Below are 22,644 nucleotides of genomic sequence, written 5' to 3' on the forward strand. Positions count from 1 at the left end.
GAAACACCCTCGCATCGGAAGGGAGCGCGGCACCCGATGGGATTCGCAGACCAGCGCTTCAACGTCAACCTGTCGATCCTCTTCACGGAACTCCCGCTCCTGGAGCGCCCCGCGGCCGCCGCCGCGGCCGGCTTCACCGCGGTCGAGCTGTGGTGGCCCTGGATCGACTCCCCCACCCCCGAGCGGTCCGAGCTCGACGCCCTGAAGAAGGCGATCGAGGACGCGGGCGTCCAGCTCACCGGGCTGAACTTCTACGCCGGACGGCTGCCGGGTCCCGACCGCGGCGCCCTGTCGGTGCCCGGCGAGGAGTCGAACCGCTTCCGCGCCAACATCGACGTGGCCGCCGATTTCGCCGAGTCGCTGGGCTGCACGGCGCTCAACGCCCTGTACGGCAACCGCGTCGAGGGCGTGGACCCGGCCGAGCAGGACCGGCTCGCGCTGGAGAACCTGGTCCTCGCCGCCCGCGCGGCCGACCGGATCGGCGCGGTCCTGCTGATCGAGGCGCTCAACAAGCCCGAGTCGCCGCTGTACCCGCTGGTGTCGGCGCCGGCCGCGGTCGAGGTCGTGGACAAGGTCAACGAGGCCACGGGACTCGGCAACGCGAAGTTCCTCATGGACCTCTACCACCTGTCCATGAACGGCGAGGACCTCCCGCAGGTGATCGACGCCTACGCCGCGAGGACCGGCCACGTGCAGATCGCCGACAACCCCGGCCGCGGCGCCCCGGGCACGGGCTCGCTCCCCCTGGAGGAGCTGCTCGACCGGCTGGCGAAGGCCGGTTACGAGGGCTGGGTCGGCCTGGAGTACAAGCCCGGCGACCGCCCGAGCGCGGAGGCCTTCGACTGGCTGCCCCGCGAAGCCCGCGCCGCCCGCTGACAACCCCCGACTTCCCGAGAGGCACCCCCATCATGAGCAAGCTTCCCAAGATCGCTTGGATCGGCCTCGGCATCATGGGCTCCCCCATGTCCGAGAACCTGATCAAGGCGGGTTACCAGGTCACGGGCTACACGCTGGAGCAGGAGAAGCTGGACCGCCTGGCCGCCGCCGGCGGCACCGCGGCCGGCTCGATCGCCGAGGCCGTGCGCGACGCCGACGTCGTCATCACCATGGTGCCCGCGTCGCCGCAGGTCGAGGCCATCGCCTACGGCCCCGAGGGCATCCTGGAGAACGCGAGGTCCGGCGCGCTGCTGATCGACATGTCCTCGATCACCCCGCAGACCTCCGTCGACCTCGCGAAGGCCGCCAAGGACAAGGGCGTCCGCGTCCTGGACGCCCCGGTCTCCGGCGGCGAGGCCGGTGCGATCGAGGCCGTCCTGTCCATCATGGTCGGCGGCGAGCAGGCCGACTTCGACGAGGCCAGGCCGATCCTGGAGGCCCTCGGCAAGACCATCGTGCTGTGCGGTCCGCACGGCTCGGGCCAGACCGTGAAGGCCGCCAACCAGCTCATCGTCGCCGTGAACATCCAGGCGTGCGCCGAGGCCGTGGTCTTCCTGGAGAAGTCGGGCGTGGACCTGAAGGCCGCCCTCGACGTCCTCAACGGCGGCCTGGCCGGCTCGACCGTGCTGACCCGGAAGAAGGACAACTTCCTCGACCGGGACTTCAAGCCGGGCTTCCGCATCGACCTGCACCACAAGGACATGGGCATCGTCACCGACGCCGCCCGCAACGTCGGCGCCGCGCTGCCGGTCGGCGCCGTGGTCGCCCAGCTGGTCGCCTCCCTGCGCGCCCAGGGCGACGGCGGCCTGGACCACTCGGCCCTGCTGCGGGCCGTCGAGCGCCTCTCCGGCGCCCGGGTCTGAGGCACCGCACCGAGACCTCCGGGCGGCGCCGCCGCTGACACCTGTCCTGTCGCGCCCAAGCGGCGACGCCGCCCGGAACCCACCACTTCAACAAACTGTTGACGTGTCCGGCACCCCGAACTTAGGCTCCACGAAGCGGAAATTGTTTTCCGCTGACCCCTCGCACGGAAGGTCCCCGATGTCGCAGCGCGTGCTCACGACAGAGTCCGGCGCCCCGGTCGCCGACAACCAGAATTCCGCCTCCGCCGGCATCGGCGGCCCGCTCCTGATCCAGGACCAGCACCTCATCGAGAAGCTCGCCCGCTTCAACCGCGAGCGCATCCCGGAGCGCGTGGTGCACGCCCGCGGCTCCGGCGCCTACGGCCACTTCGAGGTGACCGACGACGTCACCGACTACACGCACGCCGACTTCCTGAGCACCGTCGGCAAGCGCACCGAGGTCTTCCTGCGCTTCTCCACCGTGGCCGACTCGCTCGGCGGCGCGGACGCGGTCCGCGACCCGCGCGGCTTCGCGGTGAAGTTCTACACCGAGGAGGGCAACTACGACCTCGTCGGCAACAACACCCCGGTGTTCTTCATCAAGGACCCGATCAAGTTCCCCGACTTCATCCACTCGCAGAAGCGCGACCCGTTCTCGGGCCGCCAGGAACCGGACAACGTCTGGGACTTCTGGGCGCACTCCCCCGAGGCCACGCACCAGGTGACCTGGCTGATGGGCGACCGCGGCATCCCGGCGTCCTACCGCCACATGGACGGCTTCGGCTCGCACACCTACCAGTGGACGAACGCCAGGGGCGAGTCCTACTTCGTCAAGTACCACTTCAAGACGGACCAGGGCATCCGCTGCCTGACCGCCGACGAGGCCGCGAAGCTCGCGGGCGAGGACCCGACCTCGCACCAGACCGACCTGGTGCAGGCCATCGAGCGGGGCGTGTACCCGTCCTGGACGCTGCACGTGCAGCTGATGCCGGTGGCCGAGGCGGCGAACTACCGCTTCAACCCGTTCGACGTGACCAAGGTGTGGCCGCACGCCGACTACCCGCTGCGCCGCGTGGGCCGGTTGGTCCTCGACCGCAACCCGGACAACGTCTTCGCCGAGGTCGAGCAGGCCGCGTTCTCCCCGAACAACTTCGTCCCGGGCATCGGCCCCTCCCCCGACAAGATGCTCCAGGGCCGCCTGTTCGCCTACGCGGACGCGCACCGCTACCGCCTGGGCGTCAACCACACCCAGCTCGCGGTGAACGCCCCGAAGGCCGTGCCCGGCGGCGCGGACAACTACGGCCGAGACGGCTTCATGGCGTCCAACTCCCAGGGCCGCGGCGCCAAGAACTACGAGCCGAACTCGTACGACGGCCCGGTCGAGACCGGCCGCCCGCTGGCCGCGCCGCTCGCGGTCTCCGGCCACACCGGCACCCACGAGGCGCCGCTGCACACCAAGGACGACGACTTCTTCCAGGCCGGTGAGCTGTACCGCCTGATGTCCGAGGACGAGAAGAAGCGCCTGATCGCGAACATCGCCGGCGGCCTGTCCCAGGTCTCCCGCAACGACGTGGTCGAGAAGAACCTCGCGCACTTCCACGCCGCCGACACGGAGTACGGCAAGCGCGTGGAGGAGGCGGTCCGCGCCCTGCGCGAGGACTGATCCACCAGCTCGCCCACGGGACTTGACGGGGAGGTCAAGACCATGTGGGCGGCCCGCGCAGGCATCGGAACGGCCCGGATGAGGGGTGGCCGCCCGGTGCCGGCGCGGGCAGGGCGAGGACCGCGGCGGCCTGCGAGCCAGTGCGGTGGTGAAGGGCCCGGGACTTCTCCTACGACCTGAGGGGAGGAGTCACCCGGACCCGTCGTGAACCGCCGCGGTCCCAGCCACTCGCCTCCGGCGGCCCCACGGGCCGCCAGGCCCCCAGACTCCGTCCGGCGGCGCGAACGACCTGTCGCGCCCAGCCTCGCGCCGTCGGACGGGAACCACCCGGAAAAACCCTCCCCACCCAGAAAACCCTCACCGGGCCGAGAGGCGCCGGATGCGGACGGTCCCGCATCCGGCGCCTCTCCGTGTCCGGTGCCTCTCCGTGCCCGGTGCCTCTCCGTGTCCGGTGCTTCCGCGCGTCCGGTGCGTTCGCGTGCCTCCACCACGGCCCCGGAGGTGCGGGAGCCCCTCGGGCGCAGCAGTCTGGAGTCATGGCACATCCACCGGAGCATCCCCCCGTCGTGGTCCGCCCCGCAGCCCTGGACGGCTCCCGCCGGGTCACCTCGGGCGAGGAGACGCTCGGGGTCGCCTCGCACCTCGACGACGTCGCCGAGATCCTGCGGCTGGCCGACCTGTACGTGACCGACGTCGCGACCAGCGACCTCGTCGAGTGGCAGGGCGGCGGCCCCGACGACTGGCCGGGACTGCACGAGCATCACGAGCCCCACGGGAGCTGAGGGCGGGGAGGTTTTCCTCAAGTCCTCCTCCGAGAACGCGGCCGCACGCTTGAACCACCCCCCGCGCCGGGCACATCCCCGGGCACACGGGGGGTGAGGCCATGGACAGGGACACGGACATCGGATGGGAGCCGCACGAGATCGCGCTGCTCGGCGGCGGGCCGCGAGCCGCCGTCACGGTGGCGGTGGTCGCCCTGCACCTGCGGGGCGCCGTCGAGACCGGCCCGCGCAGGACACTGTGCGCGACGGGGCCGGAGCCGGAGGGACTGGGCCCGTTCGAGGGGACCGTCCTGGACTGTCTGCGCGAGCCGCTCACCGCTCGCGAGCTGGTCCGGCATCCGGACGTGCGCCTGGCGCTGGCCCTGGCGCGCATCCCGCTCGCGGAGGAGGGGCTGCTGCGCTACCCACGGCTGGGACCGACCCGCGGCGCCCGCCGCCGCGTGGCGTTCTGGCGGGAGCGGTACCCGCTGCCGGCGGCCAGGCACGGGCTGTCGGACCAGGACACGCTGCTCGCGGTCGCCCTGCACGGCGATGCCGCCCTGCGCCTGCTCCTGCCGCGCTTCGCGCTGCGCGCCGGGCTGACGGACCCGGGCGCCCCGGCCGAGGGGGTGCGCTTCTCGCTCGGCCGGGGCCGGTTCCTCCGGTGGCGCGACGAGTACGAGGACTCGGTCTCGGGCGACCGGTCCGCGGACCACGGGGACCATGCGGGCGGCTTCGGCTCGGGGGGCGGCGGGGACTGAACGGCCCCGGACATGCGCGAGGGCGGTCCGTCGGGGTGACGGACCGCCCTCGGCCGATGGCCGTGCAGGTCGTGCGGGTCGTACGGGTCAGACCTTCAGCGTCCGGATCGCCGTCGGGGCGTGCCCCGGCTCGGTCGCCAGCTCCTCGAACTCCACGACGTTGCTGATGTCGTTGGTGCCCGACATGGAGATGTTGGTGACGCGCTCCAGGATCGCCTCGACGATCACCGGCACCTGGTGCTCGGCGGCGAGCTTCTTGGCCTGCTCCAGGGCGGCGCCCAGCTCGTTCGGGTCGGTCACCCGGATCGCCTTGCAGCCCAGGCCCTCGGCGACCTTGACGTGGTCGACGCCGTAGACGCCCAGCTCGGGCGAGTTGATGTTCTCGAACTCCAGCTTGACCTGGAAGTCGATGTCGAACGCCCGCTGCGCCTGGCGGATCAGGCCCAGGTAGGAGTTGTTGACCAGGACGTGGACGTAGGGGATCTTGTGCTGCGCGCCGACGGCCAGTTCCTCGATCATGAACTGGAAGTCGTAGTCGCCGGAGAGCGCCACGACCTGGGCCTCGGGGTCGGCCTTGGCGACGCCGAGGGCGGCCGGGACGGTCCAGCCGAGGGGGCCGGCCTGACCGCAGTTGATCCAGTGCCGCGGCCGGTAGACGTGCAGCATCTGGGCGCCGGCGATCTGGGAGAGGCCGATGGTGGAGACGTACCGGGTCTCCGGGCCGAAGGCCTTGTTCATCTCCTCGTAGACGCGCTGCGGCTTGATCGGGATGTCGTCGAAGTGCGTGCGGCGCTGGAGGCTCGCCTTGCGCTCCTGCGCGGATGCGGCCCACGCGGAGCGGTCGGGCAGCTCGCCGGCCGCCTTCAGCTCCTTGGCGACCTCGACGAACAGCTCGAGCGCGGCCTTGGCGTCGGAGGCGATGCCGTAGTCCGGGGCGAAGATCTTGCCGATCTGGGTGGGCTCGACGTCGACGTGGACGAACGTCCGCCCGGCGGTGTAGACGTCCAGCTTGCCGGTGTGGCGGTTGGCCCAGCGGTTGCCGATGCCGAGGACGAAGTCCGACTCCAGGAACGTCGCGTTGCCGTAGCGGTGCGAGGTCTGCAGGCCGACCATGCCGGCGTTCAGCTCGTGGTCGTCGGGCAGCAGGCCCCAGCCCATCAGGGTCGGGACGACCGGGGTGCCGGTCAGCTCCGCGAACTCCACGAGGAGGTCGGCGGCGTCGGCGTTGATGACACCGCCGCCGGCCACGATCAGCGGGCGCTCGGCGGCGTTGAGCATGCCGATCGCCTTCTCGATCTGGGCGCGGGTCGCGGCCGGCCTGTAGACCGGGAGCGGCTCGTAGGTCTCGGGGTCGAACTCGATCTCCGTCATCTGGACGTCGATCGGCAGGTCGATCAGGACCGGGCCGGGACGGCCGGAGCGCATGAGGTGGAACGCCTGCTGGAAGACGCCGGGGACCTGCGCGGCCTCCAGGACGGTGACCGCCATCTTGGTCACCGGCTTGGCGATGGAGGCGATGTCGACGGCCTGGAAGTCCTCCTTGTGGATCACCGCGGTCGGCGCCTGGCCGGTGATGCACAGGATCGGGATCGAGTCGCCGATCGCCGAGTACAGACCGGTGATCATGTCGGTGCCGGCCGGCCCGGAGGTGCCGATGCAGACGCCGATGTTGCCGGCGTGGGTGCGGGTGTAGCCCTCGGCCATGTGCGAGGCGCCCTCGACGTGCCGGGCGAGGGTGTGGTGGACGCCGCCGGATGCCTTGAGCGCCGCGTAGAAGGGGTTGATCGCCGCGCCCGGCACACCGAACGCGTCGGTGACGCCCTCGCGCTTGAGGATCTCAACTGCCGCTCGGGCAGCGGTCATACGAGCCATCGAGTACTCCTGCTCCGGCTGCCGGATTCGCACTCCCGTCGCGCCCCGCGGTGAGTCGTTCCGTAGCTTTTCCGTATAGCGAAATATGCTTTCTACGATCTGGAAGTAATGTAAGTGGGTGGCCGGGGGCCGTCAAGAGACCGGGATCGCCGAGACGCGGACGGGGAAGGGGGGTCCGGAGGACGATGGGGGCCATGTCCGGGACCATCTCGGTGTGCTGCGCCGCCTGCGGACGCCGGCACCGCTACACGGCACCGTCCTATCCGTGCGCGTGCGGCACGCCCGTCGCCCCGGCGCTGGATCCCCGCGGGAGCCCGACGGTGGTCACCCGCCGGGTCTGGGACGAGGAGTGGATCGGCGTGCGCTGTACGGCCTGCGGGACCGAGGGCCGGTGGCCGCGCCCGGAGCTGGGCTGCCCGTGCGGGACGGTGCTGTGCGTACCGGTGGACCGGACGGCCGCGGGCCGCACCGGGCGGCCGCCCGGCCCACGGGTCCCGGCCCACCGGGCCGTCCCGATCCGCACGGCCCGCGACGCGGTCACCGCCGCCGTCCTGTACCTGCGCGGCCTCGGCCACCGGGACGTGCGCCGCGCCGACCAGCGGCCGCCGTCCGGGATCGGGCTGGCCGCGCCGGGGATCGTGGCCCAGGTGGGCCCGGCCTCGCTGCGGGACGTGGAGTGCCTGTGGCTGACGGCCATGGCGGAGTCGGCGCGGGGCGTGTACTTCTCGCTCGCCGGGTACGCCGAGGACGCCCGGGTCCGCGCCGACCTGCTGGACGTCGCGCTGTTCGTGCTCGACCCGTCGGGCGTGCCGCGCCCGGCGAACGCGCCGGCCGTGGCGCTGGACGCCACGGCCGGCTGAGCCGTCGGGATATCGAGGTGCCGGGGGTTACGCGCCGGCGTACCGCTCGCGCAGCTCCACCTTGCGCACCTTCCCCGAGACGGTCATCGGGAAGGAGTCGAGGAGCTGGAGGCGGCTGGGCACCTTGTAGTGGGCCAACTGCCCGTCGCAGTAGGCGCGCAGCTCCTCCAGGGTGAGCGGGTCGGCCGCGTCGCGCGGGACGACGCAGGCCAGCACCTCCTCGCCGTAGCGCTCGTGCGGCACGCCGACGACCTGGACGTCCGCGATCTTCGGGTGGGCGTAGAGGAACTCCTCGACCTCGCGCGGGTAGATGTTCTCGCCGCCCCGGATGATCATGTCCTTGATGCGGCCGACGATCTCCACGTAGCCGTCCTCGCGCATCACCGCGAGGTCCCCGGTGTGCATCCAGCGGCCCCGGTCGATCGCCTCGGCGGTCTTCTCCGGTTCCTCCCAGTAGCCGAGCATCACGCTGTAGCCGCGGGTGCGCAGTTCGCCCGCCTCGCCGCGGGGCACGGTCACGCCGGTCACCGGGTCGACGACCTTGACCTCGATGTGCGGCAGGACGCGGCCGACGGTGCCGGTGCGGTGCTCGAGGTCGTCGTCCATGCGGGTCTGCAGGGAGACCGGGGAGGTCTCGGTCATGCCGTAGCAGATGGAGACCTGCTCCATGTGCATCTCGGCGACCACCCGTTTCATCACCTCCACCGGGCAGGGCGAGCCCGCCATGATGCCGGTGCGCAGGGAGGTGAGGTCGTAGGAGGCGAAGTCGAGCAGGTTCAGCTCCGCGATGAACATGGTCGGGACGCCGTACAGGGACGTGCACCGCTCCTGCTGCACCGCCCGGAGTGTCGCCGCCGGCTCGAAGGACGGGGCCGGGATGACGATGCAGGCGCCGTGGGAGGTGGCGCCCAGGTTGCCCATGACCATGCCGAAGCAGTGGTAGAAGGGGACGGGCAGGCAGATGCGGTCCTGCTCCGTGTAGCCGACCGTGCGGCCCACCCAGTAGCCGTTGTTGAGGATGTTGTGGTGGGAGAGGGTGGCGCCCTTGGGGAAACCGGTCGTGCCCGAGGTGTACTGGATGTTGACCGGGTCGTCGCAGCTCAGCCCGGCGGCGATCTCCTCGACCCGCTCCGGTGGCACGGAGGCGGCGCCCGCCGTCAGCGCGTCCCAGGACGGGTCGCCGATGTAGACCGTCTCCCGCAGCGCGGGGCACCGGCCGCGGACCTGGTCCACGATCGCCCGGTAGTCGCTGCTCTTGTGGGCGAGGGAGGCGACGAGCACGCTGATGCCGGACTGCCGGAGGACGTACTCCAGTTCGTGCGCGCGGTAGGCCGGGTTGACGTTCACCATGACGACGCCGATGCGGGCGGTGGCGTACTGGACGAGGACCCACTCGGGGCAGTTGACCGCCCAGATGCCGACCCGGTCGCCCCGGGTGACGCCCTTCGCCAGCAGTCCGCGCGCCACCTCGTCGACGGCGGCGCCGAACTCGGCGTAGGTCCAACGCCGGCCGGACGGCACGTCGACCAGGGCCTCGCGGCCGGGGTGGGCGGCGATCGCGCGGTCCAGGTTGGCGCCGATGGTGTCGCCGAGGAGGGGGGTCTCGCTGGTGCCGTGGGCGTAGGAGAGCGCGGGCGCGGTCACCGGAAGTCCTCCTCGCGGTACTCGTCCTGCGAACCGGCCGCCGTGGCCTCGCGCAGCTCGATGCGGCGGATCTTGCCGGACACGGTCTTGGGCAGCTCGCCGAACTCCAGGCGGCGGATGCGCTTGTAGGGGGCGAGGACCTCGCGGGAGTGCTCGAAGAGGACCTTCGCGGTGTCCGGGCCCGGCTCCCAGCCCGCCGCCAGGACGACGTACGCCTTCGGCACCGCGAGCCGCAGCTCGTCGGGGGCCGGCACGACCGCCGCCTCGGCGACCGCCTCGTGCTCCAGCAGGGCGCTCTCCAGCTCGAAGGGACTGATCTTGTAGTCGCTGGCCTTGAACACGTCGTCCGCGCGCCCCACGTAGGTGAGGTAGCCGTCCGCGTCCCGGGCGCCGATGTCGCCGGTGCGGTAGTAGCCGCCGGCCATGGCCTCGGCGGTGCGGTCGGGGTCGCCGTGGTAGCCCGTCATCAGGCCGACGGGGCGGTTCGACAGGTCGAGCGCGATCTCCCCCTCGTCGGCGCCGGGGGCGCCGGTGACGGGGTCGAGGAGTTCGACGCGGTAGCCGGGGCTGGGGCGGCCCATGGAGCCGGTCTTCAGCACCTGTCCCGGGCTGTTGGACACCTGCACGGCGGTCTCGGTCTGGCCGAAGCCGTCCCGGATGGTCACGCCCCAGGCCCGGCGGACCTGTTCGATGACCTCCGGGTTCAGCGGCTCACCGGCCGCGACGACCTCGCGCGGCGGGGTGGCGAGCTGGGACAGGTCGGCCTGGATGAGCATGCGCCACACCGTCGGCGGCGCGCAGAACGTCGTCACGCCGGCCCGGTCCATCTCGGCCATCAGCCGGGCCGCGTCGAACCGGGTGTAGTTGTGCAGGAAGACGGTCGCCTCGGCGTTCCACGGCGCGAACAGGTTCGACCAGGCGTGCTTGGCCCAGCCGGGTGAGGAGATGTTCAGGTGCACGTCGCCCGGCTTCAGGCCGATCCAGTACATGGTCGCCAGGTGTCCGACGGGATACGACACGTGGGTGTGCTCGACCAGCTTGGGGCGGGCGGTCGTGCCCGAGGTGAAGTACAGCATCAGCGGGTCGTCGGCGGCGGTGGGGCCGTCCGGGACGAAACCGGCGGGGGCCGCGGAGGCGTCCTCGTACGCCTGCCAGCCGGGGGCCGTGCCGCCGCCGACCGCGACGCGCGTGTAGTCGCCGGGCACGTCGTCGAACTTGCCGGTGTCCTCGGCCCGCGCGATCACGTGCCGCACCCGGCCGCGGTCGACGCGGTCGCGCAGGTCGGCCGGGCCCAGCAGGGTGGTGGCCGGGATGACCACGGCACGCAGCTTCATCGCCGCCAGGGCGGTCTCCCACAGCTCGACCTGGTTGCCGAGCATGACGAGGATGCGGTCCTCGGCACGGACGCCCCGCTCGCGCAGCCAGTTCGCGACGCGGTCGGACCGGGCGGACATCTCCGCGAAGGAGACGCGGACCTCGGAGCCGTCCTCCTCCACGATGTGCAGCGCCGTGCGCTCGTTGCCCTCGGCGATGACGTCGAACCAGTCCAGCGCCCAGTTGAAGTGCTGGGGACGGGGCCAGGTGAAACCCCCGTAGGCGGTGGCGTAGTCCTCACGGTGTTCCAGCAGGAAATCGCGGGCGCTGCGGAACAGCTCGGTCGCCGTCGTCATCTGTCCTCCTCGGTGCCGGACCATTGCCGGGCGGCTTCCCGCCATCGTTCCCTCCGTGATACAGGTCTCACCACCCCCGAACGGGGGTGGACGCGACGGAACCGGCCGCGGAGGGGTGAGCGCAGTGGAGGAGGCCGAGACGGCGGAGATCCGTGGCGCGCTGGCACGGCTGCGGCGCACCACCGGGCTGCCGGTCGCCTTCGGCGGGCTGCTGGAGTCCGGCCGGCGGCAGGTGCGCATCAGCGAGCTGAGCGGCACCGCGACGGCCGCGCTCAGCGCCCTCGCGGTGACCTCCGGCAACGGCCTGGGCGGCAAGGCCGTCGCGCTGTCCCGGCCGTGCGCCGTCACGGACTACTCCGTCTCCCGGCAGATCAGCCACGAGTACGACCTCCCCGTCGCCGCCGAGGGCCTGCGCTCGGTGGTGGCGGTGCCGGTGGTCGTACGGCGCCGGGTGCGCGGCGTGCTCTACGGCGCCCTGCGCACGGCCCAGCCGCTGGGCGACCGGACCCTGGGCGCGGCCGTGGAGGCGGCACGGGACGTGGAACAGGCGCTGTTGCTGCGGGACGAGGCGGGCGAGCTGCTGAGCGCGGCCCGGCGGCCGGAGCCGGCGCGCGGCCCGGCGGACTCCGCGGCGTGGGAGCAGGTGCGGGAGGCGCACGCGGCGCTGCGGGCGCTGGCGCCGAGGATCACGGACCCGGCCCTGCGGGACGAGCTGCTGCGCGCGTGCGGGATGCTCACCGCGGGCACGGAGCCCGCCGGTGGGGCGCGGCTGGCTCCGCGCGAGGTGGACGTCCTGGCGTGCGTGGCCGCCGGGGCGACGAACGCCGCGGCCGCGGAGCGGCTGGGGGTGGGCCCGGAGACGGTGAAGGGGTACCTGCGGTCGGCCATGCGCAAGCTGGGCGCCCGCACCCGCGGTGAGGCGGTCGTCGCCGCGCGCCGGGCGGGGTGGCTGCCGTAACCGTCCGGCGGTGGGCATTCCCGGGGATTTTTGTATTCTGTGTTCACCGCTTTGTTGTTTCCCTCACCCCCTCACCCTCCCTTCATTCACCGCCCCGACGCCTAATATTGGCCGGAACACGACACGCGGAGGGGAGCGGTCACCGTGCGACGGGATTTCACGGAGCCTGCCGGGCCCCGCTCCGACCTGGTCATCGGCCGGGAGGCACCGTTCGGCGCGGCCCGTGAGCAGCTCGCCCGAGGGGGCAGTGTGCTCCTGCACGGCCCCGCCGGAATCGGAAAGTCGACCGTCCTGCGGACACTGGCCGCCGAATACGCCCGCACGACGCGCACCGTGTTGCGCTGCTCGGCCACGGAGTCCGAATCCCACCTCCCCTTCCTCGCCCTCGCCGACCTCCTCGGCCCGGTGCTGGACGAGGTGTCCGGTGCCCTGCCCGCCGCACAGCGCACCGCGCTGGAGTCGGCGCTCACGGGCCGCGGCGAGTCCACGCTCCAGCGCGACGGGCTCGCGCTGCGCCTGGCCGTGCTGTCCGCGCTGCGCGCGCTCGCCGCCGAGGGCCCCGTCCTCGTCGTCGCCGACGACCTGCAGTGGCTGGACCCGGCCAGCACCGAACTGCTCGGTTTCGCCGCCCGCCGCCTGGGCGACACGCCGGTGCGGCTGCTGTGCGCGGTGCGGACCGACGACCAGGAGTACGACCGCCATCTGCGGGTCTGCCCGCCGGACACCCGCGCGGTGCGCCTGGAGCCGCTGACCCGGGCCCAGGTGTCGACGCTGCTCGGCCGGCGCGGCTTCTCCGGCCTGCCCCGTTCCACGGTCCGCGACATCCACCGCACCAGCGGCGGCAACCCGCTGTTCGCGCTGGAACTGGGCCGTGCCCTGGCCGAGAGCCCGACCCCGCCCCGGCCGGGCGAGCCGCTGCCGGTGCCGACCTCGCTGCGCGCGCTGGTGCTCAAACGCCTGGAGATGCTGTCGGAGGAGGCCCGCCGCACCCTGCTGGTGGCCAGCGCGGGCGCCCGTCCCACCCCGGCCCTGCTGCACGCGGCCGGCCGGGTCGACGCGGAGGCCGAGACCGCCCAGGCCGCCGAGCTGGGTCTGCTGGCGAGCGACCCGGAGGGCCCGGCCCTGCGGTTCGCGCATCCGCTGATCTCGGCCGCGCTGTACGCCGAGGCGCCGGCGCCGGAACGGCGGGCCGCGCACGCCGCGCTGTCCACGGCGGCGTCCGATCCGATCGAGCGCGCCCGGCACCTGGCCCTGGCGACCACCGGCACCGACCCGGAGGTGGCGGCGCGGCTCGCCCAGGCCGCCGCGCTGGCCCGGGACCGCGGTGCGCCGTCGGTGGCCGCCTCGCTGGGTCTGCTGGCCGCCCGGCACACCCCGGCGGACGGCGGGCCGGGGCCGGACGAGCGCCGGCTCCAGGCCGCCGAGGACGCGATCACCGCGGGCGAGGTGGACCTCGCCCGGGACGTCGCCCGCGAGGTGCTGACCCGGGCCACCGAACCGGGTGAGCGCGTGCGGGCCTGGATGGTGGTCATCGAGGCGGCGGGGCAGGCCATCGGCGACGTCGACGCCGTCTTCCCGCAGGCCCTCGCCGACGCGGGCGACGACCCCCGGCTGCTGGCCCTGGTCCACTACCAGCTGGCCTGGCGCGATCTGGTGGTGCAGGGCGACTTCGCACAGGGCCGGGAGGAGGCGGCGCACGCGGCCCGGCTGGCGGCGCGGGCCGGGGACCGCACCACCGAGCTGCTCGCGCTCGCGTTCCAGGCCCAGGCCGAGACCCTGATGGGGCACCCGGACGCGCCCGTGACGATCGAACGGGCGCTGCAGGAGCCGCAGGACCCGCGGGTGGCGTGCCATCACAACGGGGCGGGTTCGTCGCGGTTCCGCTGGCTGGTGATGAACGACCGGCTGGCCGAGGCGCGGAGCACCGCCACCGCGCTGCTGCGCGAGGTGCGGCGGCGCGGCATGGCCGAGAGCGAGGTGCACTACCTGCGCTTCCTGTCCGAGACCGAACTGCACGCCGGGCACTGCGGCCGGGCCCTGGAGCTGGCCCGGGAGAGCCTGACGCTGGCGCGGGACGCGGGCATCGGCGAGGGCGCGGGGGCGATGCAGGCGGCGCTCGCCGAGGCCGCGGGCGGGGACGTGGAGCGGGCGCTGTCGCTGGCGCGGGAGGCGGTGCGACGGGCCGAGGAGGACGGCGACGCCGTGTACCTCTCGCGTGCCCTGGCCGCGCTCGGCCACGCCCACCTGGTGGCGGACGACGCCCACGCGGCCGTGGAGGCGCTGCGCCGGGTACGGGCGTTGGAGGCCGGGGCGGGCATCACCGACCCGGCGCGCGGCCGGTGGCAGGGCGACCTCGCGGAGGCGCTGGTGCGGACCGGGCAGCCGGCCGAGGCGCAGGAGGTCATCGAGGTGACGCGCGCGCACGCGCTGCGGCTGGGCCGCGGGAGCGTGCTGGCCGTGCTGGACCGGTCGGAGGCGCGGCTGCGGGCGGCGCGGGGCGAGCACCGGGCGGCCGTCACGCGGTTGGTGTCGGCGCGGGACCGGCTGGCCGGGCTCGGGTTCGGCCTGGAGGAGGCGCGGACGGCGTTCGCGCTGGCTCGGCTGCGGGCGCAGCGGCCGGGGTCGGAGTCGGGGTCGTACGACGAGGCGGCGCGGCTCTTCCGGCGCTGCCGGGCGCTGCCCTGGCTGCGGCGGGTGGAGGCGGCCGCCGCGGCGCGGACGGCCGCGGCCGGACCGGACCCCGTGCGGCCGGCCGGCGCTCCGGACTGCCTGACGGGTCTGGCGTCGATGGAGCGTCAGGTGGCGTCGCTCGTCATGGAGGGCTCCACCAACCGGGAGATCGCCGCCCGGCTGTTCGTCAGCGTCAAGACGGTCGAGGCGACGCTCACCCGGGTCTACCGCAAGCTCGGGATCCGGTCCCGGGTCGACATCGTGAGACTGGCGGCGGGCGGGAAGACCTAGGGACGCCGTTCGGCCCGGGCCGGCTCCGGGCGGCGGTGCCCGGCGGCCGGTCCGCACGTCCTCCACGGCTCCACCGCCGACGGGCCCGGACCGCCGGGCGTCGCACGCGCCGGGACGGACGTCGCCGCCGGAGCCGTCGAGCCCGGACGCCGTCGGGAGCGGCCGCCGGCCCCACCGGCGTCTTGGGCTTCGACCGCCTCTTCCGTCCGCCCGGACGTCGGCGCGTCCGAGGACACGGCGGGTCCGGATGCCGGGCGGCGGGTGCGGTCGGGGCCGATCGAGGGTTATCCCTGCCCGACTCCCCCTAGGGGCTTCCCTCATTGGGCCGTCGCCGCCGCCGGCCCTAGCGTGAGGACGTGCCGCTCGCCCGGGCACACGGGGGCCTGTCCCGAGAGCCCCGTGCTCACCCCCCACGCCCGTGCGACCCCCCACCACCGGCAATCCCGAGGAGACTCATGTCCGGGCCCGCCCGCGCCGGATCGGCCACCGCCGCGCCGCCGGTCACGCCCGGCGCCGGACGCGCCTTTGGCGACATGGACACCTGCCAGGGCGTCAGCGGCGGGCCCCTGCTCAACGGGGGACGTCCTGGCAGGGATCACTTCCCGGGGCGAGGGCCGCGCCCGAGCCGGCCGCCCGGGGTCTGCTCCCGGCCGGCCGCCTCCTCGGACCCGGTGACCGCGCGGGTCACCGCCTGACCCCGCCCCAGCAGGACTCCTGAGTGGCCCTCAGGAGCGAGACCGGGGGGCGTTGCGAGCCACCACGAGCGGCCCGCAGCGCCCCCTCTCCATGCCCGGCGGTCGCCGGACGGCGCCGCCGGTCAGCCGCGCACGGTCCCGAACCGGATGTCGTACGCCTCCCCCGGGTGCATCGTCGTCAGCATCCGCTCCCCCTCGGCCACGACCTCGGCCCGCTGTGCCCTGGTGAGCCGGCCGAACGCCTCGACGACGAGGGCGCCGTCCCCGAGCTTCCACAGTCCGGCCACGAAGCCGTCGACGAGGAGGACGCGGTACGCCAGGTTCCCCCGCCAGGTGCGGCCCTTGTGCTCCGGCGGGACCAGGCGGGTGCGGTCGGCGTGGGAGAGGAGCAGGTTGTCGAACTCGGGCAGGAAGCGCGGCGGGGCCGGGGCGTCCGGGCCGGGGCGCGGCGCGTCGGGCAGGTCGAACAGTTCGGTGCCGTCCGGGGCCCGGAAGGTGAGGAGCCGGGGACGGAGCCGTTCGAAGGCGTCCCGCAGCCGGGTCAGCCCGGCCCAGGTCTGCATGTCCTTCACGGATGCCGGTCCGAAGGCGGCGAGGTAGCGCAGCACGGTGCCGTCCGGTGCCGGCACCGGCTGCGCGGGGCGTCCGAACCAGTGCTCGGCGGTGGTGAGCGTGACCTGGCCGCTGCGGCCCCACAGTCCGCGCGGGGTCACCTGCACGAGCGGGAGCCGGCAGCGCGCGGCGACGGCCAGGGCCTGCGGGTCGGCGTCGGGCCACTCGGTGAGCAGTGCCCGGCGCAACTGCCCCATGGTGTGCGGCTCGGCCTCCACCAGCTCGCGTGCGACGACGGCGAGCCGGTCCAGGTCGACACCCGCCAGTCCCTTGCGGAAGGACCCCAGCTCGCGGTCCCGGGCGGCCTGCACCAGCGGGCGCAGGGTCAGGCAGTCGTCGGCGGTGTGGGTGTGGATGGTCGAGCGCAGGGTGACGATGCGGGCGACCCGGCGGCCGGCCATCGGAGCGGAGAGGTCCTCGGGGCCGAAGCCGTCGAGGCGGGCGGCGAGCGCGTAGTACGGGGGCTTCACGTTCTGGGCCTGGAGTCCGACGAGGTGCGCGACCGCGTCCTCGGCGGACACCGGCGCGCGGCGCAGCAGCAACTGCCGGGCGAGCGTGGCGCGGTTGAGCGCGCGGATGCCGAGCACGGGGGCCGTCGTGGGTGCCTTGGGCGTCATGCCGTGCACGGTAGCGCCGGGCACCCGGGGGGCCGGACGGCGGGCCCGCCGGGTGCCCGGCGGGCCGGTGGAGCGGTCCTGGGGGATGATCGCGGAGAGGGCCGGCCCGGTGTGGGAACGACGGGATCGCGAGCGAGGGAGGCCGCGGATGCGCGAGCTGGCGGTGTCGCTGTGGGACGTGGGCGCCGGGCAAGGGCTGCGTCAGCTGGCCGAGCTGGGGATCGCCCTGCTGCTGTCCAGCCTGATCGGCTGGGAGCGCGAGGCCCAGCAGAAGAGCGCGGGGCTGCGCACCCACACCCTGGTCGGCGTGGCCAGCGCGCTGATGATGGAGATCTCCCAGCACGGTTTCGCCGACGTGCTGGGCATGGACGGCGTCTCCCTCGACCCGTCCCGGGTGGCGTCCCAGATCGTCTCCGGGATCGGCTTCATCGGCGGCGGCCTGATCTTCGTACGGCGTGACGCGGTGCGGGGGCTGACGACCGCGGCGACCATCTGGCTGACCTGCGCGGTCGGCATGGCCTGCGGCGGAGGGCTGCCGATCCTGGCCCTGGTGACCACCGCGCTGTACTTCGTGGTCGTGCGCGGCTATCCGGCCCTGGCCTCCCACATCGCGAAGGAGACGGCCACCACGGTGGAGATCCGGCTGACCTACCTGACCGGCCGGGCGCTGCTGCCGCAGCTGATGGAGACGTGCACGCGGCGCGGGTTCCGCATCCTGCGGGTGACCGCCGACCGGCTGCCGGGCCGTACGGATCCGGCCGCCCGGGTCCTGCTGCGGCTGGAGGGGACCGGGGACGCGGTGCGGCTGACCTCCGACCTGTTCCACGCCGAGGGCGTGATCGACGCCGACCTGAACGTCACCGCGGAGGGGGAGTAGCCGAACGGGGGACACGGCGGTTCCCCTCCGGCCGGGCGGGCACCCGGGGTCACTGTGCAGCACCTCCACGCATCGAACGAACGTGACGGCCGGGTCCGGCGGGACCGCGTGCTGGTGACCGGGTGGTTCAGCTTCCAGGACGGGGAGGCGACCGCCGGGGACGTGCTCGCGCTGCGCCGGGTCGAGGAGGTGCTGCGGGGTGCGGGGCTCGACCACGACGTCGTGTGGAGCCCCGGTTTCCGGGCGGACGCGCTGCACTTCGCGGACGTGGACCCGGCGGACTGGTCCCATCTGGTGTTCGTGTGCGGGCCGGCGCACGGGCCGCAGGTCGAGGAGCTGCACCGGCGGTTCGCCCACTGCGTGCGGATCGCGGTCGGCGTCTCCGTCGTGGACCCCGGCTCCCCGGCCGTCACCGGCTTCGACCGCGTCCTGGCCCGGGACGCCGCCGGCACCGGACCGACCCCGGACCTCGCGGCCCGCGCCCCCGCCCTGCCCGCCCGGCCCGTCGTCGGCGTGGTGCTCACGCACGGGCAGCACGAGTACGGGTCCCTGCGGCGGCACGACCGGGTCGCCGCCTCGGTGACGCACTGGCTGGCCGGCAAGGACTGCGCGCTCCTGGAGCTGGAGACCCGGCTGGACGCGCACGACTGGCGGCTGTGCGGCACGCCGGCCCAGCTGGAGGCCGTCCTGTCCCGGCTGGACCTGGTCGTCACCGACCGGCTGCACGGGCTGGTGCTGGCGCTGCGGGCCGGGACGCCGGCGCTGGCGGTGGACCCGGTCGCGGGCGGCGCGAAGGTGACGGCGCAGGCCCGTGCCTGCGGCTGGCCCGCGCTGGTGGCCGCCGAGCGGCTGGGGACGGGCGTGCTGGAACGCTGGTGGCGGTGGTGCCTGGCCGACGGGCGGGAGGCCGCGCGGCGGATCGGCGCCGGGTTCCGGGCCGGGGCGCGACCGGACGGCGCCGACGGTCTCGTGGCGGCCCTGGGACTGCGGGCGGCCGGTTGACCCCGCCCGCGGGCGGGCACCCGGTGGTGGTCGGTCCGCGCCCAGGAGGAGACACCATGACCATCGACCGCCTCCCCGATCACGAACAGCGCATACTCGACCAGGTGGAACGGGCGTTGCGCCGCGACCGCCGTCTCGACCGGCAGCTGCGCACCCTGCGCCTGCGCCGCGGTCCCGACCTCACGCGCCTGGCGTCCTACCGCCCGCGCGCCCTGACGGTCGCCCTGCTGCTCACGCTGTCCGTCACCCTCATGGTGACCGGCATCGTCACCTCGGAACCCGCCGTGATCTGGGCGTTCGCCGTCGTATGGCCACCCACGCTGTTCGCGGCGTTCCGGCTGCTGTGCCGATGGTCGCAGGGCTGAGGACCCCTTCCCCCGTACGGCGCCGCACACGTGCCCGGCCTCCCGTCCCCTCGGCGGGGGGCCGGGCGCGTGCGGTTCCTCAGCCCGTGTAGCTGCGCGCCGTCGACGCGCGCTGGGCCGGCTCCAGGGCGCGCAGGCGCGCCTCCACCTCCGCGGGCAGCACCCGGCGCTCGCGCAGGACCCACGGCAGGGCGGCCGCCGCCTCGGCGAAGGCCCGCAGGGACACGGTGTCGCGCGGGACGGTCCGGGCCAGGTGCAGGGTGCGGCGCAGGGCGTAACCGGCCGGGCGGCGCAGCCAGGTGAACCACAGGGTGTTGCGGATGCCGTGCGCCCGCCGCAGCGTCGGGTCGCGCACATCGGACGGGTGGTGGTGGATCGTCAAGTCGTCGTCGTACGTCAGCCACCAGCCGTCGGCGGCCAGGTCCGCGGCGAGGAGCTCCTCCTCGCCGCCCAGCCACAGCCGGGGGTGGAAGCCGCCCGCGGCCCGGAAGGCGTCGGTGCGCAGGACGGTCGCGGCGGCCAGGAACGAGCCGAGCGCGGGTCCCGGCAGCCAGTCCGGGCGGGGCACGGGGGAGTCGCGCAGCTCCGCGACGATCGGGTCCTCGGTGCCGTCCGGTTCGACGACGATGCGGGCGGTGACCGAGCCGACCGCGGGATGGCGGTCGAGCAGGTCGGCGGCCCCGGACAGCGAGCCCGGCGCCCACCAGGAGTCGTCGTCGCAGAAGGCCACGTACGGCGTGGTGACCCGGCGGACCGCCAGGTTGCGTCCGACGGCGCCGAGATTGCGGCCGGGGCGCAGCAGCGTCACGTCCGGGTGGTGGCGGGCGACGGCGTCGGCCGTGCCGTCGGTGGAGCCGTTGTCGGTGACGATCACCGCGGGCCTCTCCGGCAGTCCGGCGAGACGGTCCAGCGTGCGCAGGAGTTCGGGGCGCCGGTTGTGGGTGATGACGACGACGGTCGTGCGGGGGTCCGTCATGGGGTCGCTTCCTCCAGGAGGCGGGCGCCCCGTTCCACGTGCGGGGGCAGGGGCCTGCGGGCGTGCAGGGCGGAGGGCAGGCGGGCCAGGGTCTCGCGCAGGGCGCGGCGGGCGTGCGGGTCCCGGCGGGCCTCGGCGGCGAGGGCGCGGGTGCGGGCGAGGGCGTGCGGCAGGGGGCGGCGCAGCCAGGCGGTGAGGAGTTCGTTGCGCCGGACGACGGCCGGGCGGTCGGTGCGCGGGCCGGGGTCCGGGTGGTGGTGGGCGACGACCTCGGGGCAGTGCGTGACGCCCCAGCCGCGGGCGGCGAGGTCGTAGGCGAGGAGGGTCTCCTCGGCGCCGAAGAACAGCAGGGGGTGGTAGCCGCCGGCGTCGAGGTAGGCCTCGCGGCGGGCGACGGCGGCACAGCCGAGGAAGCCGAGCACCTGGGTGCCGGGCAGGTCGGCGGCGCGGCCGAGGGGGGAGCCGGCGAGCACGTCGTTGAGCGGGTCGGGGTCCTCGGCGGGGCCGACGAGGGTGCGGGCGGAGAGCAGGCCGAGCCGCGGGTGTGCGTCGAACAGGCGGGCCGCGGTGGCGAGCGCGCCGGGTGCCCACCAGGAGTCGTCGTCGCTGAACGCCACGTAGGGCGTGTCGAGCGCGCGGACGCCGTGGGTGCGGGCGAGGGCGCCGCGGTTGAAGGGCAGGGCGAGGACGCGGACCCGGGGGAAGTCGCGGGCGAGCATCGCGCGGGTGTCGTCGGTGGAGGCGTTGTCGGCGACGAGCACCTCGGGCCGCTCGGGCAGCGCGAGCAGGTGGCGCAGGGTCGCGGCGAGGCTCGCGGAGCGGTTGCGGGTGGCGATGACGACGCCGACGGGGGCGTGCCGCGCGGGGTCGGTGCGCGGTCGTTCGCGGGTGGTCGTCGCGGCGCGGTCGGCGTCGGCGCCTCGGTGTGCCGCGCGGCCGGGGTCGTGGGGGGTGCCGTGGTTCATGGTGCCTCGCTGAGGGCGTCCAGGGCGTCGAGGGCGTCGAGGGCGTCTAGGACGTCGTCGGTGCCGATCCGCAGCAGCGCGGGGTCGGTCTCGTGGCCGTGCGGGTCGCCGTCCGGCCCGGGGTGCCACAGGACACGGTGGCGGGGGTGGTCCGGCGGGCCCCAGCGGCTGGGCGGAACGGGGCCGAAGAGGGTGACGGAGGGTACGGCGTGGGCGACGGCGAGGTGGGCGATGCCGGTGTCGCCGCTGACCACGGCGCGGGCGCCGGCCACCAGGGCGGAGAGCCGGTCGTGGGGCAGGCCGCCGGCGAACACGTCCGTGTCGGGGAGGCCGGCCAGCTTGACCAGGCGGGCCACGAGGTCGCCCTCGTCCGCTCCCCCGGTGACCACGACCCGTCGGCCGCGGGCGCGCAGGGCGTCGGCGACGGTGGCGTACCGCTCGACGGGCCAGCACCGGGAGGGGGCGCCCGCGCCGGGGTGCAGGACGATCGCGCCGGGTGCCGGGGAGGGCGTGCCGGGGCGGGGCAGGAGCAGGTCGGTGGGGTCGGCGTCGATGCCGTAGGCCGTCAGCAGCCGGCACCAGCGGTCGCGTTCGTGCTCGTCCGCGTACCAGGGCGGGCCGACGATCTCCGGGGTCTGCGGGTGGGCGAACGCCATCAGTCTCAGCGGGCGCAGATCCGCCAGCAGGCGGTGGCTGGGCGGTCCGTTGCCGTGCAGGTCGACGGCGACGTCGGGGGGCGGGCCGGTCCAGTCGAGGGTGCGCGGCACGGTCCGGCCGGGCCCGGCGGCGGGCAGCACCCGGTCCACGGCACCGGTCGCCGCGGCGACGGGCGCCAGCTCGGCGGGGGTGGCCAGCACCACCTCGTGACCGGGGTACGCCCGGCGCAGGGCGCGCAGCGCGGGCACACCGGCGAGCAGGTCCCCGAGCCCGAGGGCCCGCAGCACGAGAACCCGCGGACGCGCCGGCCCTCCGGACACGGCGGGCACGGGGGCGGCCGACCGCGCGTGCGTGACGGCGGCGGGCGGCGGATGCACCGGGTCGCCCGTCACCGGTCCCCCGGCCGACGGTGGGGCCGGGACGCGGGGCGGGGTGGGGCCGGTCATCGGACGCCCTCCGCCGCGCGGGCCATCAGGGCCGTCGAGGAGCGGCCGTCGAGGTACGGCAGCAGGACCGCCTGGCCGCCCCATTCCTGGAGCAGGGCGGCCTCGGGGAGGTCGGCGCCCGCGTAGTCGCCGCCCTTGACCCACACGTCGGGGCGCAGGTCGCCCAGGAGGCGTTCCGGGGTGTCCTCGTCGAAGACGGCGACCGCGTCGACGCAGGCGAGGGCGCGCAGGACGCGGACGCGGTCGGCGAGGGGGTTGACGGGGCGGCCGTCGCCCTTGCGGCGCCGCACCGAGGCGTCGGAGTTGACGCACACCACCAGGCAGTCGCCGAGCCGCCGCGCGGCCTGGAGGAGACCGACGTGCCCGGCGTGCAGCAGGTCGAAGCAGCCGCCCGCGGCGACGACGGTGCCGTGCTGGGCGCGCACGCGGGCGGCCAGGGCGTGCGGGTCGTCGGTGTCGGGCCGCGGGGCCGACGCCGGGTCCGAGCCGGCGGGCGGCAGGGCG

At 74.7% G+C, this 22,644-nt stretch carries 19 protein-coding genes; 11 read left to right on the plus strand and 8 right to left on the minus strand.

Going from position 1 to position 22,644, the window contains the following annotated elements; genetic code table 11:
* Positions 1-36: 36 nt before the first annotated feature.
* The 5 genes from JHAT_RS09060 (at position 37) to JHAT_RS09080 (ending at position 4,963) form a co-directional block, all read left to right on the plus strand.
* Positions 37-876: a TIM barrel protein gene (locus tag JHAT_RS09060; protein WP_077797545.1), complete on the plus strand. Its 840-nt coding sequence runs from the start codon at positions 37-39 to the stop codon at positions 874-876.
* Positions 877-908: 32 nt separating this feature from the next.
* Positions 909-1,799, plus strand: coding sequence for a 2-hydroxy-3-oxopropionate reductase (locus tag JHAT_RS09065; protein ID WP_077797546.1), 891 nt, complete (start codon positions 909-911; stop codon positions 1,797-1,799).
* A gap of 178 nt (positions 1,800-1,977) precedes the next feature.
* A complete protein-coding gene (locus JHAT_RS09070; RefSeq protein WP_077797547.1) occupies positions 1,978-3,441 on the plus strand; it encodes a catalase in 1,464 nt (487 codons plus the stop codon).
* 536 nt (positions 3,442-3,977) lie between these two features.
* The gene (locus JHAT_RS09075; RefSeq protein WP_107481879.1) at positions 3,978-4,223 is read left to right on the plus strand and encodes a hypothetical protein; all 246 of its coding nucleotides are present in this window, start codon (positions 3,978-3,980) and stop codon (positions 4,221-4,223) included.
* A gap of 101 nt (positions 4,224-4,324) precedes the next feature.
* The gene (locus JHAT_RS09080; RefSeq protein WP_077797549.1) at positions 4,325-4,963 is read left to right on the plus strand and encodes a TIGR04222 domain-containing membrane protein; all 639 of its coding nucleotides are present in this window, start codon (positions 4,325-4,327) and stop codon (positions 4,961-4,963) included.
* Positions 4,964-5,050: 87 nt separating this feature from the next.
* On the opposite strand, the gene gcl is transcribed toward JHAT_RS09080, so the two are convergent.
* Complete coding sequence (gene gcl, locus JHAT_RS09085) at positions 5,051-6,835, minus strand: glyoxylate carboligase (RefSeq protein WP_077797550.1); 1,785 nt, start codon at positions 6,833-6,835, stop codon at positions 5,051-5,053.
* Between the two features lie 185 nt (positions 6,836-7,020).
* Between gcl and JHAT_RS09090 the strand changes: the two genes are divergently transcribed.
* On the plus strand, positions 7,021-7,695 hold the full coding sequence (locus JHAT_RS09090) for a hypothetical protein (protein ID WP_077797551.1): 675 nt from the start codon (positions 7,021-7,023) through the stop codon (positions 7,693-7,695).
* A 27-nt stretch (positions 7,696-7,722) separates the two neighbouring features.
* Here the strand turns inward: JHAT_RS09090 and lbuL are convergent, their stop codons facing one another.
* Together lbuL and JHAT_RS09100 are read right to left on the minus strand one after the other, a co-directional pair.
* Complete coding sequence (gene lbuL / locus JHAT_RS09095; RefSeq protein WP_077797552.1) at positions 7,723-9,339, minus strand: linear/branched/unsaturated fatty acid:CoA ligase LbuL; 1,617 nt, start codon at positions 9,337-9,339, stop codon at positions 7,723-7,725.
* Positions 9,336-11,009 carry an AMP-binding protein gene (locus JHAT_RS09100; RefSeq protein ID WP_077797553.1) on the minus strand — a complete coding sequence of 558 codons (1,674 nt, stop codon included), beginning with the start codon at positions 11,007-11,009 and terminating at the stop codon, positions 9,336-9,338. Before JHAT_RS09100 ends, lbuL begins: the two co-directional genes overlap by 4 nt.
* A gap of 115 nt (positions 11,010-11,124) precedes the next feature.
* Between JHAT_RS09100 and JHAT_RS09105 the strand changes: the two genes are divergently transcribed.
* Both JHAT_RS09105 and JHAT_RS09110 read left to right on the plus strand, forming a co-directional pair.
* A complete protein-coding gene (locus JHAT_RS09105) occupies positions 11,125-11,967 on the plus strand; it encodes a helix-turn-helix transcriptional regulator (protein ID WP_077797554.1) in 843 nt (280 codons plus the stop codon).
* A gap of 144 nt (positions 11,968-12,111) precedes the next feature.
* Positions 12,112-14,928 (plus strand): LuxR family transcriptional regulator, encoded by a 2,817-nt coding sequence (locus tag JHAT_RS09110; protein WP_077797555.1) that lies wholly within the window; start codon positions 12,112-12,114, stop codon positions 14,926-14,928.
* Positions 14,929-15,745: 817 nt separating this feature from the next.
* Here the strand turns inward: JHAT_RS09110 and JHAT_RS09115 are convergent.
* Positions 15,746-16,852 carry a winged helix DNA-binding domain-containing protein gene (locus JHAT_RS09115; protein WP_077797568.1) on the minus strand — a complete coding sequence of 369 codons (1,107 nt, stop codon included), beginning with the start codon at positions 16,850-16,852 and terminating at the stop codon, positions 15,746-15,748.
* A 148-nt stretch (positions 16,853-17,000) separates the two neighbouring features.
* Between JHAT_RS09115 and JHAT_RS09120 the strand changes: the two genes are divergently transcribed.
* The 3 genes from JHAT_RS09120 to JHAT_RS09130 all read left to right on the plus strand — a co-directional run bounded on the left by JHAT_RS09120 (position 17,001) and on the right by JHAT_RS09130 (position 19,096).
* Positions 17,001-17,729 (plus strand): MgtC/SapB family protein, encoded by a 729-nt coding sequence (locus JHAT_RS09120; protein WP_077797556.1) that lies wholly within the window; start codon positions 17,001-17,003, stop codon positions 17,727-17,729.
* 114 nt (positions 17,730-17,843) lie between these two features.
* Positions 17,844-18,731 carry a polysaccharide pyruvyl transferase family protein gene (locus JHAT_RS09125; protein WP_077797569.1) on the plus strand — a complete coding sequence of 296 codons (888 nt, stop codon included), beginning with the start codon at positions 17,844-17,846 and terminating at the stop codon, positions 18,729-18,731.
* 56 nt (positions 18,732-18,787) lie between these two features.
* Complete coding sequence (locus tag JHAT_RS09130; protein WP_077797557.1) at positions 18,788-19,096, plus strand: DUF3040 domain-containing protein; 309 nt, start codon at positions 18,788-18,790, stop codon at positions 19,094-19,096.
* A 79-nt stretch (positions 19,097-19,175) separates the two neighbouring features.
* Here JHAT_RS09130 and JHAT_RS09135 read toward each other — a convergent pair whose 3' ends face one another.
* From JHAT_RS09135 to rfaE2, 4 genes are all read right to left on the minus strand, one after another.
* On the minus strand, positions 19,176-20,072 hold the full coding sequence (locus JHAT_RS09135) for a glycosyltransferase family 2 protein (RefSeq protein ID WP_077797558.1): 897 nt from the start codon (positions 20,070-20,072) through the stop codon (positions 19,176-19,178).
* The gene (locus JHAT_RS09140; RefSeq protein WP_077797559.1) at positions 20,069-21,037 is read right to left on the minus strand and encodes a glycosyltransferase family 2 protein; all 969 of its coding nucleotides are present in this window, start codon (positions 21,035-21,037) and stop codon (positions 20,069-20,071) included. Before JHAT_RS09140 ends, JHAT_RS09135 begins: the two co-directional genes overlap by 4 nt.
* Positions 21,034-22,140, minus strand: coding sequence for a glycosyltransferase family 9 protein (locus tag JHAT_RS09145; RefSeq protein WP_077797560.1), 1,107 nt, complete (start codon positions 22,138-22,140; stop codon positions 21,034-21,036). The genes JHAT_RS09140 and JHAT_RS09145 overlap by 4 nt, the downstream gene beginning before the upstream one ends.
* On the minus strand, positions 22,137-22,644 hold a 508-nt coding region (rfaE2, locus tag JHAT_RS09150), incomplete at its 5' end, for a D-glycero-beta-D-manno-heptose 1-phosphate adenylyltransferase (protein ID WP_107481880.1). The genes rfaE2 and JHAT_RS09145, both read right to left, overlap by 4 nt.

The organism is Streptomyces sp. JHA26 (assembly GCF_002005565.1).
Lineage (GTDB): Bacteria > Actinomycetota > Actinomycetes > Streptomycetales > Streptomycetaceae > Streptomyces.